Genomic DNA, 15,412 nt, shown 5'->3' with positions numbered 1-15,412 from the left:
CAATCATGCGGATGACATTCGAGGCGCGAAATCGCTGGTGATGTCGCGACCGGAATGATGACTGTACAAAAACGAAGGAGTTTTCCAATGAGCCAGACCCTGAAGACCATGCTCAAACTCAGTGCCGCCGCCGCATCGATGGGCCTGCTGGTGGGCTGTGCGTCGCAGACCTCGATTGACGACCTGCAGGCCGAGATCGACGACGTCCGCGGCCTCGCCGACACGGCGATGGATGAGGCCAGCACGGCCATGATGACCGCCGAGGGTGCCGAGACCTCCGCCGCCAACGCCAACCGCAAGGCCGACGAGAACAGCGAGAAGATCGATCGCATGTTCGAGGAGTCGATGTACAAGTAAGCCCGTTCGCAACGGACTGAACCAAACCCCGCTAATGCGGGGTTTTTTATGGCCGCTTCAGATTAAAGCCAGCGACTTCGTCACGGCGCGAAATCCGTGCCGGCATTCCGTCGGCCGTTTCAATGGCACGCGCCAGCCGCTGATGGTCAACGCGGTCAGCCCGCCGATCGAGCACCGGGGCAATCGCCTCCACGGCCTTTTCCATCGGCGGGGGTTTCATGGGGTCGTAGGCGTTTTCGGCCTCCGCCGGCAGGACCGGATGGGCCTCGATGAGCAATCCGTCGGCCGCCCAGCCCGCTTTCACCGGTTGATTGACGATGCGCACCGAGGCACCCGACGGCAGTCGATTGAACAGCGATTCCACGTCCTCGGGAAACATCCGAATGCAGCCATGGGTCACACGCATGCCGATGCCGCGCGGCTCATTGGTGCCATGGATGAGATACGCGCCGCCGGGGATGTCGAGGCGCATCTTGTGCCGACCCAGCGGATTATCCGGGCCTGGCGGCACGGCATCCGGCAGAGGACGTCCCTGCTCCCGGCGCTCGGTGAGAATCGACTGCGGCGGAAACCAGTACGGGTCTTCGGTTTTCTCGGTGATCCGGGATTCGCCGAGCGGTGTGCTCCAGTCCATCCGCCCGACACTGATGGGATAGGTTTCCACCACCGCCTGCTCCGCCTCTTCGGCATCAGGATAGTAGTAGAGACGCATCTCGGCGACATTCACCACCACCCCGTCGCGCTCACCGCGGGGAAGAATATAGCGACTGGGGATGACCACCTCGGTGCCCTCACCGGGCAGCCAGACATCCACCGAGGGGTTGGCACGGCGCATCTCCTCATACCCGATGCCGTGTTCCCGCCCAAGCGACAGCAGCGTATCGCCGGCTTCGGCTTCGATGCGCTGGACCTGTCCAACGACGTCGGTACCGGCCGGTGGCAGCGGGAAGGTCAAGCCGGTGACCGCCGGGGAGAGCACCAGGCATCCCAGCATGCAGCCTGCCTTGACGATTGAGCGCACACGCCTCATTGCGGTCATCCTCAGTTAATTCAGTGGCAGTCTACCGTAGGAAGAAGGCCTACAGGGGTTCGCTTTGCCCGACGATTGAGTGATAATGGAGACATGACGGGCAAGTCCATGACAATGCGGGGATTCGGAGCATTGGCGCTATGCATTGCCATGGCGGCTCCAGCCTATGCGCAACCCGTCGACTGGCAGTTGGCGCCATCGGCCGGTCAGGAGCTGACTGCGCATCTCAATGAGCGACTCGATATCCAGTTTGGCGTGACCCACTCCGGCACGCCATCAGAGCGCCCCGCCTCATCCGGGTTCGGTGCCCTCAGCGACGAGTTCGCCTTCTCGGCACTGGTGGACTGGTCATTCAGCGACGAGGGCCTGCGCATGCGCGGTGGCGCTCGCTACGGCGACCAGGACCCGGCAAAGGATAGCTGGCAGTTCTCCGCGATCGAGCGGGAAAACATCCAGACTTATCTGGGGGTTGGCTGGGACAGCAACTTCACCGACGACGAGCGTTTCGGATTATCGCTGGACATGGGGCTTGCCTTTGAAAGTGTCCGCGGCACCGACACGGTGGAGGGCGACACGCCCCGGAATCTTTCCGATCAGACCGGACTGGGCAGCATGTTCGAGAGCCTTCGCTACACCCCGAGCGTATCGGCGGGACTCGAATACCGCTTCTGATTACCCGACGACCCCTGTTTTATGTCTGGCGGAGAGGGAGGGATTCGAACCCCCGGAGCCCGTTAGGACTCAGCGGATTTCAAGTCCGCCGCAATCGACCACTCTGCCACCTCTCCAACAACACGGATTGTCCATTGGCGAGCGACCGAGGGCAAGCCCCTAAGCACCTGGCTCCGCGTCGCGGATTGCTCGGGCGGCGTTCCGGATCAGTGCGGGGCCCTTATAGATCAGCCCCGTGTAGACCTGGACAAGATTGGCACCCGCCTGGATCTTCTCCACCGCATCCTCACCGGACATGATCCCGCCCACTCCGATGATCGGCAGCTCCGGGCCGGCATGCGCGCGCACGGTGGCAATGACCTCGGTGGCGCGCTGCCGCAGCGGGCTGCCACTCAGACCACCGGTTTCCGCCGCATGCCGGGCGCCGGCAACGGCGCTGTGGTCAACGGTGGTGTTAGTGGCAGTCAGGCCATCAACCCCCGCGGCGAGCAGCGCGTCAACCAGCCAGCGCAGGGCATCGTCGTCCAGATCCGGGGCAATCTTGACCACCAGAGGCACCCGACGGCCAGTGGTGGCGTTCAGGGCATCGGCGCGCTCGCGCAATATCTGAACCAGTCCGGTCAGGTTTTCGCCGGCCTGAAGCGATCGCAGCCCGGGCGTATTGGGTGACGACAGGTTGACGACCACGTAGTCGGCGAGGCCATGCACCGCTTCCAGACAGGCCAGGTAGTCATCGGTCGCGCGCTCGAGGGGCGTGTCCCGGTTTTTGCCGATGTTTACCCCGATCGGCACATCGACCTCGGGGGCCGCATCCTCGAGGTGGCGGATCAGCGCGGCCAATCCCTCGTTATTGAACCCCAGCCGGTTGATCAGTGCCTGGTGGGCCGGGAGACGGAACACCCGGGGCGCCGGATTGCCGGGCTGCGCCACCGGTGTCACCGTGCCCAGTTCAATGAAGCCGAATCCGAGCCCCGCAAGGCTGCGGATATGATCGCCGTTTTTGTCCAACCCGGCGGACAGTCCGACGGCATTGGCGAATTCAAGCCCCATCAGCGACTGCGGCGCCTCGACACGCGCCGGAAACAGTCGCCCGCCACCCAGACGAAACAGCTGATCCAGTGAGCCAAAAGTCAGGTCATGCGCCCGTTCGGGGGGTAGCATGAAAAGCAGACGTCTCACGGCACTGAACATAATGGCCCTCGACCCGGGTGATGGAGGTGCCTAGACTGGCACAACGGAGCGTCAATCATAGCAGGAGTGCTTGCATGCGTCGGGTGATCTTCAACCAGAAAGGCGGGGTCGGGAAATCGACCATTACCTGCAATCTCGCCGCCATGGCCGCTCGCCGCGGGTTGCGGACACTGGTGATCGATCTGGATACCCAGGCCAATGCCACGCACTATCTACTGGGCGAACAGCCCGCGGAGGCGGACGACACCATTGCCGGTTATTTCGAAGATACGTTGAGCTTTCGAATCTATCCCCGCGATATTGAAAGCGTTTCCCACCCTACTCCCTACAAGAATCTGGCCGTGGTGGCCGCCCATCCCAGCCTCGAGACCCTGCAGGGTCGGCTGGAGTCCCGCTACAAGATCTACAAGCTGCGGGAGTCGCTGGCGGCATTGGCGGATTACGACCGCATCTACATCGACACCCCGCCGGCACTCAATTTCTATACACGCTCGGCGCTGATCGCCGCCGACCGGTGCCTGGTGCCATTCGACTGCGATGCGTTTGCCCGGCAGGCCCTGGATGAACTCTCGGCAACGGTGGATGAGCTGAGGATGGACCACAATCCCGAGCTGACGATCGAGGCGATCATCATCAACCAGTTTCAGGCGCGGGCCCGACTGCCGAGGGAACTGGTGGACGAGCTACGCGCGCAGGGTTATCCAGTGGTCGAGCCCTTCCTGCCCGCCTCGGTCAAGGTGCGCGAATCCCATCAGGCCCGGCGCCCACTGACGGATCTGGCGCCACGCCATAAGCTGACGATGGCATTCGCCGAACTCCACGACCAACTGGAGGCGCAGTGAACGCTCCCCTCGACGCCACCCTCGAGCAGGTCCGCTCAACGTTGGACGGCGGTTTCTCCAATGGCGCACTGGTGATCACTGACGATGACGCAATGGCATCGCTCGCCACCGGCACCGACATGCTTGTCCTGAGCGCGCGCCACGCGGACGAGCGCCGGGATCACCTGCCACAGGTGGACCTGGCGCTGGTCGATGCCGAGGCGGGCTTCGCCGACGAGGCCAGTGCCGTCCAGCTGATCAGCCGACTGCGTGACGTGCAGGCCGTGCAGGTGCTCGTCATCGGCCCACGGCAGTCACCCACGCTGATGGGCCGCCAGCAGCTGATCGGTCTGGGGTTCCGGCGCTGGGCCACCACCGGCGAGGGCGACGAACGGCGACGCTGGTACGAGTTCAGCCTGGCCGATTACAAGGTCACGCCGGACTGGCTCAATGCCCGACACTGGGCCAATCCGGAGCTGTGGGACCGGTACCGCTGGTAACCGCCTAAGCCAGCGCCTGACGATCCAGCCAGCCGATGACGGCATCCGCCGCCCGCTGCCAGCCCGGCTCGATCATCAAGGCGTGGGCAAGGCCCGGGACGGTTTCCCAGCTGGCGTTCCAGACATGGGCCACGGCGCGGGTTTCAGACTCACTGAACAGTGCATCCTCCCCGCCGGCGATGACATGCATCGGGCAGTCCGCCCGACACAGCGTCGGCCGACCGCGGGCGTGGACGTTCATGTCCCACAGGGCGCGCTGGGACTCGCGCTGTACCCGCTCGGCATAGCCGCTCAGATCCTGCTCTGCGGCGGATTTGGAGAACACGGCGCGCTGGGCCACCTCGGTGTCCATGCTGTCAGGGCCGAAAAACTGCATCATGCCGAACTGCAGATACAGCATCGGATCACTCACCAGCATGCGCAGCGTCGAGGGCATCAGGCCGTGGGGCGGGACCGGTGCCATCAGCACGGCCGCCGCGACCGGCGCACGCTCCATGTACCGCTGTGCCACCAGGGCCCCCATGGAATGGCCGACCAGGATGGGTGGCGGGCCATCCAGTCCATCAATCACCGTACTGAGGTCATTGACGTAATCATTGATACCAGCGCTGTCGAGGCGCTCGAATCCCTCACTCCCGCCGTGTCCACGAAAGCTCGGAGCGACCGCATGAAAGCCGTGACGGGCAAAATAATCGAGGAAATGCGCCTGCCAGGACCAGGCGCCCATGAACGCGCCATGGGCGAACACGATGGGCGTTCTCCGCGCAGCGACGCCGGCGGGCGGCCGCTGGCTGAGGACTTCGAGCTGCAGTTCGGCGGTCTGGGCCCAGTTGGGCCAGCGAAAATCGGCGTACATCGGTTCCCCCTTTGTCACGGAGTCGATACGCTACCAGAAACCGTTGAATTTTCGTGCAGGCTCACCTGTCAGATAATCATCGTCATCGACCCGATCAAGGTGAACCATTGAGATATGCCAATCGACTGACAGGCCTGTTCGCCGGACTGATCCTGTCCGCCGCCCCCGCCGGACTACTGGCGGCTGAGCCAATCGAGCCGGGCGCGATCCAGCAGGAGTCCGCCCAGGTCGTCAATCAGCTGCTTTCCCGTTACCACTATAACGACCGCGCCAGCGGTGATGACCTGTCCCGGGCTGCCTACGAGGCGTACTTCGATGCCCTCGACCCACAGCGCTATTACTTTACCCGCGAGGACATCGACGCCTTTGCGGATCGCCGCACCCGCCTCGACGACGAGGTCAGTACCGGCCGCCTCGAAACGGCCTACGCGATCTTCGAGCGCTACCGCGAACGTGTCCAGGCGCGCAGCGACTATGCACTGCAGCTGCTCGATCAGGGGCTTGACTTTGAGGGCGATGCCACCTTCCAGACCGACCGCTCCGAAGCGGACTGGGCGACCTCGGAACAGGGCCTCGACCGTCTCTGGAAACGCCGTGTGACCCACGACGCGCTCAAACAGAAACTCAGTGGCCGCGACATGGACGCGATCAAAGAGTCGCTGCGCGGTCGGTACGAACGGGTGGCGCGCACCCTGAACCAGTACGAAGCCGAGGACGTCTTCCAGACCTTCATGAGCGCCTGGGCCGGTGAGTACGACCCGCACAGCAGCTACATGTCGCCACGCCGCTCCGAGAACTTTGACATCAACATGCGCCTCTCCCTCGAGGGCATCGGGGCGCTGCTCGGCAGCGAAGGGGACTTTGTCGAGATCGTCGAGCTCATCCCCGGCGGACCCGCCGCCCGTAGCGGTGAGTTGAGCGCCGGCGACCGCATCGTCGGTGTGGGTCAGAGCGCTGACGACATCGAGGACGTGGTCGGCCTGCGCCTCGGCGAAGTCGTGGACATGATCCGCGGGCCGAAGGATTCCCGGGTCCATCTGCAGATCCTTCCGCCATCCGAGGCCGCCGGCAGCACACAGGACACGATCACCCTGACCCGGAGCACCATTGAGCTCGAGGAACAGGCGGCTCAGGCCGAGGTGCGCACCGTTGAGCGTGACGCCGGCACCCGCCGCATCGGCGTTATCGAGATCCCGACCTTCTATGCCGACATCGCCGCGGCCAACGCCGGGGATGACGACTACCGCAGCACGACCCGTGATGTGCGCGACCTCATCGACAGCAAGCAGCTCGAGGGCATCGACGGGCTGATCATCGATCTGCGCGGCAACGCCGGGGGATCACTGGACGAGGCGGTGCGCCTGAGTGGGCTGTTCATCGATGACGGTCCGATCGTGCAGGTGCATCGGCGCAATGGCGAACGTCGGGTGCTTGACGATGAAACGGGCGATGCAGCGGCCTACGACGGCCCGCTCGGCGTGCTGGTGGATGGTCGCAGCGCGTCGGCTTCGGAGATTTTCGCCGCCGCCATGCAGGATTACGGCCGCGGCGTGATCATGGGGGATCAGACCTTCGGCAAGGGCACGGTGCAGACCCTCATCAATCTCGACCGGTTCGGTGTCGGGAATGAGGACACCCGCAGTGGTCGGCTGAAGCTGACGATCGCCAAGTTCTACCGCATCAACGGCAACAGCACGCAGATGCAGGGTGTCACGCCGGATCTCGAAATGCCCTACCCGCATGGCAACGATGCCATGAGCGAGCGCGCGGCCGACAATGCCCTGCCCTGGGACACCATCCAGACCGCCGATTACCGGCGCATGAACCGACTCAACGGGATGCTCGGTGAACTGCAGCGGCGCCATGAACGTCGCCTGCGCGAAGCGCCCGCTTTACGGGCCGTCTCGGACGAGGCGCAGCGGATGCGCACCGCCCGCGAAGAAACTCGGGTCTCGCTCAATGAAGCGGAGCGACAGGCTGCCATGGACCGGCAGGCCGAAGCGCGCCTCACGGCGATCAACACCCAGCGCAAGGCCTACGGCCAGGAGCCGCTGGGCGATCTCTCTGAGCTTGACCCGGAGGCCGTGCCGGACGTACTGCTCGATGAAAGCGCCGAGATCATCGCCGATCTGGCCGAATTGCGGGCCGATGAGGGGGCACGGATTGCCGGTAACTGACCGCGGTCAGCTCGCAATCAGGTGATCCACCACCAGCTGGGGGCGATCAACGCCGCGAAAGCGATTGACCTCCAGCCGGAACACCGCCTCAACGCGATCGCCGGGGGCCACGGCAACATCCGGTGCGGCATTGAAGGCAATGGCGTCAATGCGCACGGACGGCACGACCTCGGGGCTCAGCGCCAGCTTCAGGTGATAATCACCCACCACACGCTGATCGAGCACCCGAAAGACATCGTTAAACCGCGGCTCCGGGAACTCGGCACCCCAGGGGCCGGCATCGCGCAGCATTGCCGCGGTTTCAAGAGTATAGGCGTCCGCCGGCAGCGCACCGTCGGTCCAGATCACTTCGCTCACCGGCTCATCGCCCAACCGCAGGCGCACCTGCTCGATCAGGAGTGTCTTGAACGGCTCGAAATGACGACGCGCCAGCGTGAGCCCGGCCGCCATCGCATGGCCACCAAACCGGTCCACCAGCTGGCCGTCGCTGCGGGTGTTCACGGCATCGAGCAGGTCACGCATGTGCAGACCCGGCACCGATCGCGCCGAGCCTTTCAGGGTATCGGCGTCTCCCGGGGCGAAGGCGATGACCGGTCGGCGAAAACGGGCCAGCAGACGCGAGGCCACGATCCCGACGACGCCCTGGTGCCAGTCGGGGTTGAACAGGCACAGGATCGGCGCCATGTCGCCCTCCGCCGCGGCCGCCTCGGCTTCGATATCGGCGACCGCCGTGTCCCGCATCTGCTGCTCGAGGGACCGACGTTCGCGATTGAGCTGCTCGAGCCGGCCGGCGTGACGCTGCGCCGCGGCGGCATCCGCGGCCAGCAGTGTCTCGATGCCGATGCTCATGTCGTCCAGCCGGCCCGCGGCGTTGAGTCGCGGTGCCGCGCCGAAACCCAGATCGGTGGCCGTGGTGATGGCCGGATCACGGCCCGCGGCCTCCAGCAGCGCCAGCGTGCCCGGGTTGGCCCGACCGCCGCGGATACGCCGCAGGCCCTGATCCACCAGCAGGCGATTGACGTGATCCAGGGGGACCACATCGGCAATGGTCCCCAGTGCCACACGGTCGAGCTGATCCACCAGGGCCGGCTCCGGGCGTGTATCGCCAAACCAGTCCCGCTCGCGGAGCGCCGCCCGCGTGGCGAGCATCGCATAAAAACAGACCCCCACGCCGGCCAGATGCGGTGCGCCGAACGCCGGCGAGTCGACCTGCGGATTGACGATGGCCCGGGCGGGCGGCAGCGCGGACCCGGGCAGGTGATGATCCGTGACCACCACCTCGATGCCGGCGGCGTTGGCGGCCTCGACACCGTCATTGGCGCTGATGCCATTGTCCACCGTCAGTATCAGGTCGGGTGTGTACTCCTGGGCCACCTCGACCAGCGCCGGCGACAGGCCATAGCCAAAGTCGAACCGATTGGGCACCAGATAGTCGACTGAACCCGCGCCCATGGCCCGTAACGCGCTGACCGCCACTGCAGTGCTGGTCGCGCCATCGGCGTCAAAATCGCCCACGACCAGCACCCGGGCGTTGCTGACGACGGCCTCGGCGAGGGCCTGCGCCGCCGGCTCGAGGCCGGCGAGGCCGGCTGGCGGTGGCAGAGCCGCAAGGCGGTAATCCAGCGCTTCGGCGGTGGTGACACCGCGGGCCGCATAGAGCCTTCGCAGCAGCGCGGACCAGTCATCCGGTAGCGCTCCGACACCCGGCGCCGGCTGACGGTGGCGGATCTGCGCGCCCGGCGGCCGCGTCACTCGCGTGCCACCCATTCACCGAGTGGTCGTAGACGGCGCCAGAACCGGCGCCGCGCCCCCGGATCGAGGCCAAACTCGCCGCTGCGCCCGGTGCGAAGCGCGACCCGGCGCCCGTCGCTGAGGGCGAGATCCCGCAGGCAGGGCGCCCAGCCTGCCTCGAAACGCTGCAACGCCGCCAACCAGCCCTCGACATCCCCGCCCAGCAACGCCCGCTCGGCATCGATCCAGACAATGACGACATTCCCCGCGGCCGCGAGATCCGCACGCGTGACCGCATCGCAGGGGCTGACGGGGAGGCCCAGCGCCGTCCCCACCGCACGGGCGAACGGATCATCCGTGACGATCCAGTCCATATCGGCATCCGCCGCGGCCGCATCGCCGGCGCCACCGCCCCAGAACCACAGACCATTGACTGACAGGTCACCCCGCGCCTCGCGGGCACTATTGACGGGATGATCGAACAGGAACATCTGCACTTCGTTGAGCAGTTGCCGCCACGGTCGGCTGGCGGCGTCGTCCGGGATGACGGTATCAAGATACTGCCCAGCGACCGCCCGCAATGCCGGCAGCTCGGGCCCGGGGGGCTGTTCGGCAGTCAGCAGCCATTCACCGTCCCGACTCTCAAGCGCCAGTCCATCGACGCCGAACAGGCGGTTGAAGTCGGTACAGATCGACGACGACTCGTCATCGCTCAGGCGCAGCGCATCGCCGGCAAAGAGCAGCAGGCGATCTCGATCGGGGCGCAGATGAACGGGCGCCGCCCGGTAGCCCCGACGCCCTGCCGGCGCCGCGAACGCCCGGGCCAGCAACGCCCCGGGCGCCGGCGACGGCGTGACGAGCCCCCGAATCAGCGCTTCGCCGTCCGCCGCCCCGTCGCGACGCCGCCGGGCCTTGCCCAGCAGATACTCCAATGCGGGAAACGGCCCCGCTGAGGCGGTCGCGTCGGCCAGCGTCGCCGGCACCGGGCCGAGTAAGGCCGGCGCAAGACAACGGATCCTGGGCGTCGTTGACACGCCCTAACCCATCTTACCGAGGATGGCCTCGCGGACGGCGGCCCCGCTGGCATCCACCGTGCTGACGGCGGACTCGGCATGGCGCTGGGCCACATCCGGATCTTTCAGACCGTGGCCAGTGAGGGTACAGACCACGCGACTGCCGGCCGGGATCTGGCCGTTGTCGATGTCGCGCAGCGCCCCCGCCACCGAGACCACCGAGGCCGGCTCGCAGAAAATCCCCTCGTGACTGGCAAGCTGCCACTGGGCATCAAGGATGGCCTCGTCGCTGAACTCGTCAAACCAGCCGCCCGACTCGCGTGAGGCGGTGCGCGCATAATCCCAGCTCTGGGGCGCACCGATGCGGATGGCCGTGGCGAGGGTCTCCGGGTGGCTGACCGGTCCGCCGCGCAGAAACGGCGCCGAGCCACTCGCCTGATAGCCCAGCATGACAGGGCGCTTGCCACCGACTCCCTGATGGAACTGGCAGTCGCCGCCACAGAATCCGCAGGCCTGGGTGCCTGCCTGCCCGGGGCTCAGCACCATCTCGCTGTAACCCATCCAGTAGGCAGTAATGTTGCCGGCGTTGCCCACCGGCAGACAGTGATAATCCGGGGCCGCACCCAATGCCTCGCAGATCTCGAACGCGGCGGTCTTCTGCCCCTGCAGACGGTAGGGGTTGACCGAGTTGACCAGGCTCACCGGTGCCTGTTCGGCCATTTCCTTGACGATGCGCATGCCATCGTCGAAATTGCCGCGGATCTGCAGCACCTCGGCACCGTGCATGATGGCCTGGGCGAGCTTGCCCATGGCGATCTTGCCATCGGGAATGAGCACGAACGCCTTGATCCCGGCACGCGCGGCATAGGCCGCCGCCGACGCCGAGGTGTTGCCGGTGGAGGCACAGATGATCGCTTCACTGCCCTCCGCCACGGCCTGGGTGACCGCCACGGTCATGCCGCGGTCCTTGAACGAGGCCGTGGGGTTGAGCCCTTCATACTTGACGTAGAGCTCGATGTCGCGGTCGCGCGCGACCGGCAGGTTTTCGAGCCGGATCAGCGGCGTATTCCCCTCGCCCAGGCTGATCGGCCGGGCGCCCGGTGTCAGCGGCAGGCGATCCCCGTAGGCACCGATCAATCCGGTATAGCGATTGCCTTGCATCACAGTAGCGCCTCCACGCGAATGCGGGTCACCTTGCCGTGAATGGCCTCCATCGCCTCAATACGGCTGCAGGCTTCATCCATGCGGAACTCCTGCACCCGATGCGTCAACAGGATGACCGGCACGGTCTCGGCCCCGGGGGCGGGTTGTTTCTGGATGACCGCCTCAATGCTGATGCCGGCGTTACTGAGAATGCCGGTCAGATCGGCCAGCACGCCGGGCTGATCCTGGGCTTCAACGCGCAGGTAATAGGCCGTTTCCACGGACTGCATGCCGAGCACCGGCTCGTCGGACAGCGAGTGGGCCTGGAACGCGAGGTAGGGCACCCGGTTTTCGGGCTCGAGCGTGAACTCGCGCACCACATCCACCAGATCGGCCACCACCGCCGATGCCGTCGGCTCGGCGCCGGCACCGGCCCCGTAGTAGAGCGTTGGCCCCAGCGGATCGGCATTGACCATGACCGCGTTCATGACCCCATCGACATTGGCCAGCAGCTGGCGCTCGGGCAGCAGCGTGGGGTGCACGCGCAGCGCAATGCCGTCGCCCTCTCGGCGGCAGATGCCCAGGTGCTTGATGCGAAAACCCAGCTCGGCGGCGTAGTTGACATCGTCGGTGCTGACTTGGCCGATGCCCTCGGTGTAGACCTTGTCAAACTGCAGCGGGATGCCAAAGGCGATCGAGGCCAGAATGGTCAGCTTGTGGGCGGCGTCGATACCGTCGACATCAAACGTGGGATCAGCCTCGGCATACCCCAGGCGCTGGGCTTCGGCGAGGACGTCGCCGAATTCACGGCCGGCGTAGCACATCTCGGTGAGGATGAAGTTGCCGGTTCCGTTGATGATCCCGGCGAGCCACTCGATGCGGTTGCCGACCAGGCCCTCGCGGACCGCCTTGATGATGGGGATCCCTCCCGCGACGGCGGCCTCAAAACCCACCGTCACGCCATTGGCCCGGGCCCGGGCAAAGATCTCGTTACCATGCAGCGCGATCAGCGCCTTATTGGCGGTGACGACATGTTTGCCGTTATCCAGGGCCCGGAGGATCAGCGACTTGGACAGTGTCTCGCCACCGATCAACTCGACGATGATCTCGATTTCGGGATCGTCGACGACGGCATGCGCATCATAGTCGAGCTGGATATGCTCGGTGCTGCAGGTCCGCGGGCGATCGGGATGCCTCGCCGCGGCCCGGACGACATCCACGGGGCGCCCCGCCCGTCGCGTGATCTCGTCACGATTGCGCTCCAGCAGGTTGACGGTTCCGCCGCCCACCGTGCCCAGCCCGAGTACCCCGACCTTTACCGGATCCAAGTTCGTTTCTCCCTTCCTGTTACTGCCCAAGCCCATCGCGTCGGAACATCTGCTTGATGCCCCGTACCGCCTGGCGTGTTCTGTGTTGATTCTCGATCAGCCCGAAGCGCACATGCGTGTCGCCGTATTCACCAAACCCGACCCCGGGTGAAACCGCCACGCCGGCATCGCTGATCAGCTTTTTCGCGAACTCCAGCGAGCCCATGGACTGATAGGGCTCGGGGATGCGCGCCCAGGCGAACATCGTCGCCTGGGGGCGCTTGATGGGCCAGCCCGCGGCCTCCAGCCCATCGCAGAGCACGTCACGACGCCCCTGGTAGGTGTCGCGGATTTCCGTGACGCAGTCCTGCGGCCCTTCCAGCGCGTGGATGGCGGCCACCTGGATGGGCGTGAACATGCCGTAGTCGAGATAGGACTTCATCCGCGCCAGTGCAGCGATCAGTTTCTCGCTTCCGCACATGAATCCGACCCGCCAGCCGGGCATGTTGTAGCTTTTCGACAGCGAAAACGACTCCACCGCCACCTCGCGGGCCCCCGGCACCTGCAGGATCGATGGCGCCTGATAGCCGTCGTAGACCAGGTCGGCATAGGCCAGATCGTGGACGATCCAGATCCGGTGCTCGCGGCAGATCTCCACCACCCGTTCAAAGAACGCCAGATCGACGCACTGCGCCGTGGGGTTGGCGGGAAAGTTGAGGATCAGCATCTTCGGCTTCGGCCAGGTGTCCTTGATGGCCTTCTCAAGCTCGGTGAAAAAGTCACCGTCCTCAACCAGCGGCACATGACGGATGTCGGCGCCCGCGATCACCACGCCGTAGGGATGGATCGGATAAGCCGGGTTCGGCACCAGCACCGCGTCGCCCGGCCCGAGGGTGGCCAGCGCCAGATGCGCCAGCCCCTCCTTGGAGCCGATGGTCACGATGGCCTCGCTCTCGGGGTCGAGCGATACGTTATAGCGATCCTCGTACCAGCGGGTGATGGCCCGGCGCAGCCGGGGGATCCCACGGGAGACCGAATAGCGATGGGTGTCCGGCCGCTGGGCCGCCTCCGCCAGCTTGTCGACGATATGCCGCGGCGTGGGCTGATCGGGGTTGCCCATGCCAAAGTCGACAATGTCCTCGCCACGGGCGCGGGCTGCTGCCTTGAGTTCATTGACGATGTTGAACACATACGGCGGCAGGCGCTTGATGCGCTGGAATTCTTCGTTCAAGGCGGTCCCCTCGGGGCGGTCGTTTGATCGAACTCGGGATCATTTCCCGAAAGGCACAATGATAAACCCTGAACGCTAAAATTGCCTCCCGGACCTGTCAAATCGGGGGCAGTTGCCCGGGGCCCGTCCCAGTCGCTATTGTTGCGCCATGAAGATGAGTCTTGACGGTGCCGAGGGCACCTACCGCATCCAGGGCTACGCCGACGGCGAGATCCGCATCAACGATGTGCGCTACAACCGGAGCCTGCTGGTGACCCCCGATACCCTGGTCACCGAGTGGGGGCCGGCGTCGGTGGAGGCCGCCCGCACGAGCGACTTCGCCGCCGTCCATGAACTCGACCCCGAAGTGGTCCTGCTGGGCACCGGCGTCCACCAGACCTTCCCCAGCCGTGAGCTCATGCTGAGCGTGATGGAGACCGGCGTGGGGCTGGAGGTCATGGACACCGCCTCGGCCTGCCGGACTTACAACGTCCTAATGTCCGAGGGCCGGCGGGTGGTGGCCGCGCTGATCATCGATCAGGGCAGATAGTCACCCGGATCCACGGGCTCGCCCCGCTGCCTGAGCTCGAAATGCAATTCGCCGGGCCGCGCGTCACTGGCGCCCACCCGGGCGATCGTCTCCCCCTGGGCGACCGTGGCGCCCTCGTCCACCAGCAGGGCGCGATTGTAGCCATAGGCGGTCAGGTAGCGCGCATTGTGTTGGATGATCACCAGATTACCGTAGCCGGGCAGTCCATCCCCACTGTAGACCACTTCGCCGGCGGCGGCGGCAAGCACCGGGCTGCCCGGATCGGCCGCGATCCCGATGCCCCGCTTGCCGGGTGACCCGGGGTTGTAGTCGCGCACGATCTCGCCGTCCAGTGGCCATTGCCAGGTCGACGGATCCGGGCGCTGCACCGGCGCCGGCGTCGCCGCGGTCTGAGACTGCCGACCCTGCGGCGGACGCAGCCGCAGGGATTGACCGGGATAGATCACATAAGGGGGCTCAATGTCGTTCCACTGCGCGATGTCACGAAAGTCGAGCCCGGCGCCAAAGGCGATCTGATAGAGCGTATCGCCCTCGCGCACGGTATAGGTGTCGGCCGTCCCGGTGGGGGCAGCCCTTCCAGTGGGGATGGCCGACTCGCGCACGGCCCGGTCGGCGGGATAGTCAAACTCGGAACAGCCGCCCAGCACGAGCATTGCCGCCGCGCATGCCGCCAGAGGCCGCCCTACCGCGACAGGTACACGACAAGGGCGAGCAGCACGATCACACTGAACCACCCGATCCGCTCCATATAACGACGCAGCCACGGTTCCATGCGCGGACCGCCCCACCCCAGCACCGCAGCCACCCGCTAGCACCCCGCCCCCCGGCCCAGCAGCCACGCCAGCAGGACGGCC

15 protein-coding genes and 1 tRNA gene are annotated in these 15,412 nt (G+C 65.7%); 6 read left to right on the top strand and 10 right to left on the bottom strand.

What is annotated here, in order from left to right; translation table 11 throughout:
• The first annotated feature begins 87 nt into the window (after nucleotides 1-87).
• On the top strand, nucleotides 88-357 hold the full coding sequence (locus BA899_RS09040) for an Lpp/OprI family alanine-zipper lipoprotein (RefSeq protein WP_157809086.1): 270 nt from the start codon (nucleotides 88-90) through the stop codon (nucleotides 355-357).
• A 46-nt stretch (nucleotides 358-403) separates the two neighbouring features.
• Here the strand turns inward: BA899_RS09040 and BA899_RS09035 are convergent, their stop codons facing one another.
• Entirely contained in the window at nucleotides 404-1,387 is a 984-nt protein-coding gene (locus BA899_RS09035; RefSeq protein WP_235011877.1) for a L,D-transpeptidase family protein, read from the bottom strand.
• Nucleotides 1,388-1,480: 93 nt separating this feature from the next.
• Here BA899_RS09035 and BA899_RS09030 point away from each other — a divergent pair, with 93 nt between their 5' ends.
• A complete protein-coding gene (locus tag BA899_RS09030; protein ID WP_144347286.1) occupies nucleotides 1,481-2,059 on the top strand; it encodes a hypothetical protein in 579 nt (192 codons plus the stop codon).
• 26 nt (nucleotides 2,060-2,085) lie between these two features.
• Here the strand turns inward: BA899_RS09030 and BA899_RS09025 are convergent.
• Nucleotides 2,086-2,175: transfer RNA gene (locus tag BA899_RS09025), tRNA-Ser, on the bottom strand.
• Nucleotides 2,176-2,218: 43 nt separating this feature from the next.
• Nucleotides 2,219-3,238, bottom strand: a complete 1,020-nt coding sequence (locus BA899_RS09020) for a quinone-dependent dihydroorotate dehydrogenase (protein WP_370456338.1) — start codon at nucleotides 3,236-3,238, stop codon at nucleotides 2,219-2,221.
• 86 nt (nucleotides 3,239-3,324) lie between these two features.
• On the opposite strand from BA899_RS09020, the gene BA899_RS09015 reads away from it, so the two are divergent.
• On the top strand, nucleotides 3,325-4,092 hold the full coding sequence (locus BA899_RS09015; protein WP_144348288.1) for a ParA family protein: 768 nt from the start codon (nucleotides 3,325-3,327) through the stop codon (nucleotides 4,090-4,092).
• Nucleotides 4,089-4,571: a DUF6231 family protein gene (locus BA899_RS09010; protein ID WP_144348289.1), complete on the top strand. Its 483-nt coding sequence runs from the start codon at nucleotides 4,089-4,091 to the stop codon at nucleotides 4,569-4,571. Before BA899_RS09015 ends, BA899_RS09010 begins: the two co-directional genes overlap by 4 nt.
• Before the next feature lie 4 nt (nucleotides 4,572-4,575).
• Here the strand turns inward: BA899_RS09010 and BA899_RS09005 are convergent, their stop codons facing one another.
• On the bottom strand, nucleotides 4,576-5,427 hold the full coding sequence (locus BA899_RS09005) for an alpha/beta hydrolase (RefSeq protein ID WP_144348290.1): 852 nt from the start codon (nucleotides 5,425-5,427) through the stop codon (nucleotides 4,576-4,578).
• 107 nt (nucleotides 5,428-5,534) lie between these two features.
• On the opposite strand from BA899_RS09005, the gene BA899_RS09000 reads away from it, so the two are divergent.
• The gene (locus tag BA899_RS09000) at nucleotides 5,535-7,604 is read left to right on the top strand and encodes a carboxy terminal-processing peptidase (protein ID WP_159300384.1); all 2,070 of its coding nucleotides are present in this window, start codon (nucleotides 5,535-5,537) and stop codon (nucleotides 7,602-7,604) included.
• Between the two features lie 6 nt (nucleotides 7,605-7,610).
• On the opposite strand, the gene recJ is transcribed toward BA899_RS09000, so the two are convergent.
• Genes recJ through alaC form a run of 5 tightly spaced genes read right to left on the bottom strand, consistent with a single transcriptional unit; the run spans nucleotide 7,611 to nucleotide 14,029 of the window.
• Nucleotides 7,611-9,371 (bottom strand): single-stranded-DNA-specific exonuclease RecJ, encoded by a 1,761-nt coding sequence (recJ, locus tag BA899_RS08995; RefSeq protein WP_159300383.1) that lies wholly within the window; start codon nucleotides 9,369-9,371, stop codon nucleotides 7,611-7,613.
• Complete coding sequence (locus BA899_RS08990; RefSeq protein WP_159300382.1) at nucleotides 9,353-10,318, bottom strand: hypothetical protein; 966 nt, start codon at nucleotides 10,316-10,318, stop codon at nucleotides 9,353-9,355. Before BA899_RS08990 ends, recJ begins: the two co-directional genes overlap by 19 nt.
• A 54-nt stretch (nucleotides 10,319-10,372) precedes the next feature.
• On the bottom strand, nucleotides 10,373-11,509 hold the full coding sequence (gene thrC, locus BA899_RS08985) for a threonine synthase (RefSeq protein ID WP_144348448.1): 1,137 nt from the start codon (nucleotides 11,507-11,509) through the stop codon (nucleotides 10,373-10,375).
• The gene (locus tag BA899_RS08980; RefSeq protein ID WP_144348294.1) at nucleotides 11,509-12,819 is read right to left on the bottom strand and encodes a homoserine dehydrogenase; all 1,311 of its coding nucleotides are present in this window, start codon (nucleotides 12,817-12,819) and stop codon (nucleotides 11,509-11,511) included. The genes thrC and BA899_RS08980 overlap by 1 nt, the downstream gene beginning before the upstream one ends.
• Before the next feature lie 19 nt (nucleotides 12,820-12,838).
• The gene (gene alaC / locus BA899_RS08975) at nucleotides 12,839-14,029 is read right to left on the bottom strand and encodes an alanine transaminase (protein WP_110882795.1); all 1,191 of its coding nucleotides are present in this window, start codon (nucleotides 14,027-14,029) and stop codon (nucleotides 12,839-12,841) included.
• Between the two features lie 148 nt (nucleotides 14,030-14,177).
• Between alaC and BA899_RS08970 the strand changes: the two genes are divergently transcribed.
• Nucleotides 14,178-14,558, top strand: coding sequence for an Mth938-like domain-containing protein (locus tag BA899_RS08970; protein ID WP_110882793.1), 381 nt, complete (start codon nucleotides 14,178-14,180; stop codon nucleotides 14,556-14,558).
• Here BA899_RS08970 and BA899_RS08965 read toward each other — a convergent pair.
• Entirely contained in the window at nucleotides 14,546-15,211 is a 666-nt protein-coding gene (locus BA899_RS08965; protein ID WP_159300381.1) for a peptidoglycan DD-metalloendopeptidase family protein, read from the bottom strand. The two genes, BA899_RS08970 and BA899_RS08965, sit on opposite strands and share 13 nt — an antisense overlap.
• Between the last annotated feature and the right edge of the window lie 201 nt (nucleotides 15,212-15,412).

The organism is Spiribacter sp. SSL99 (genome assembly GCF_009805925.1).
GTDB classification, from domain to species: Bacteria; Pseudomonadota; Gammaproteobacteria; order Nitrococcales; family Nitrococcaceae; genus Spiribacter; species Spiribacter roseus.
The sequence above is the reverse complement of the archived record's forward strand: the minus strand, read 5'-3'. Positions and strand labels throughout refer to the sequence as shown.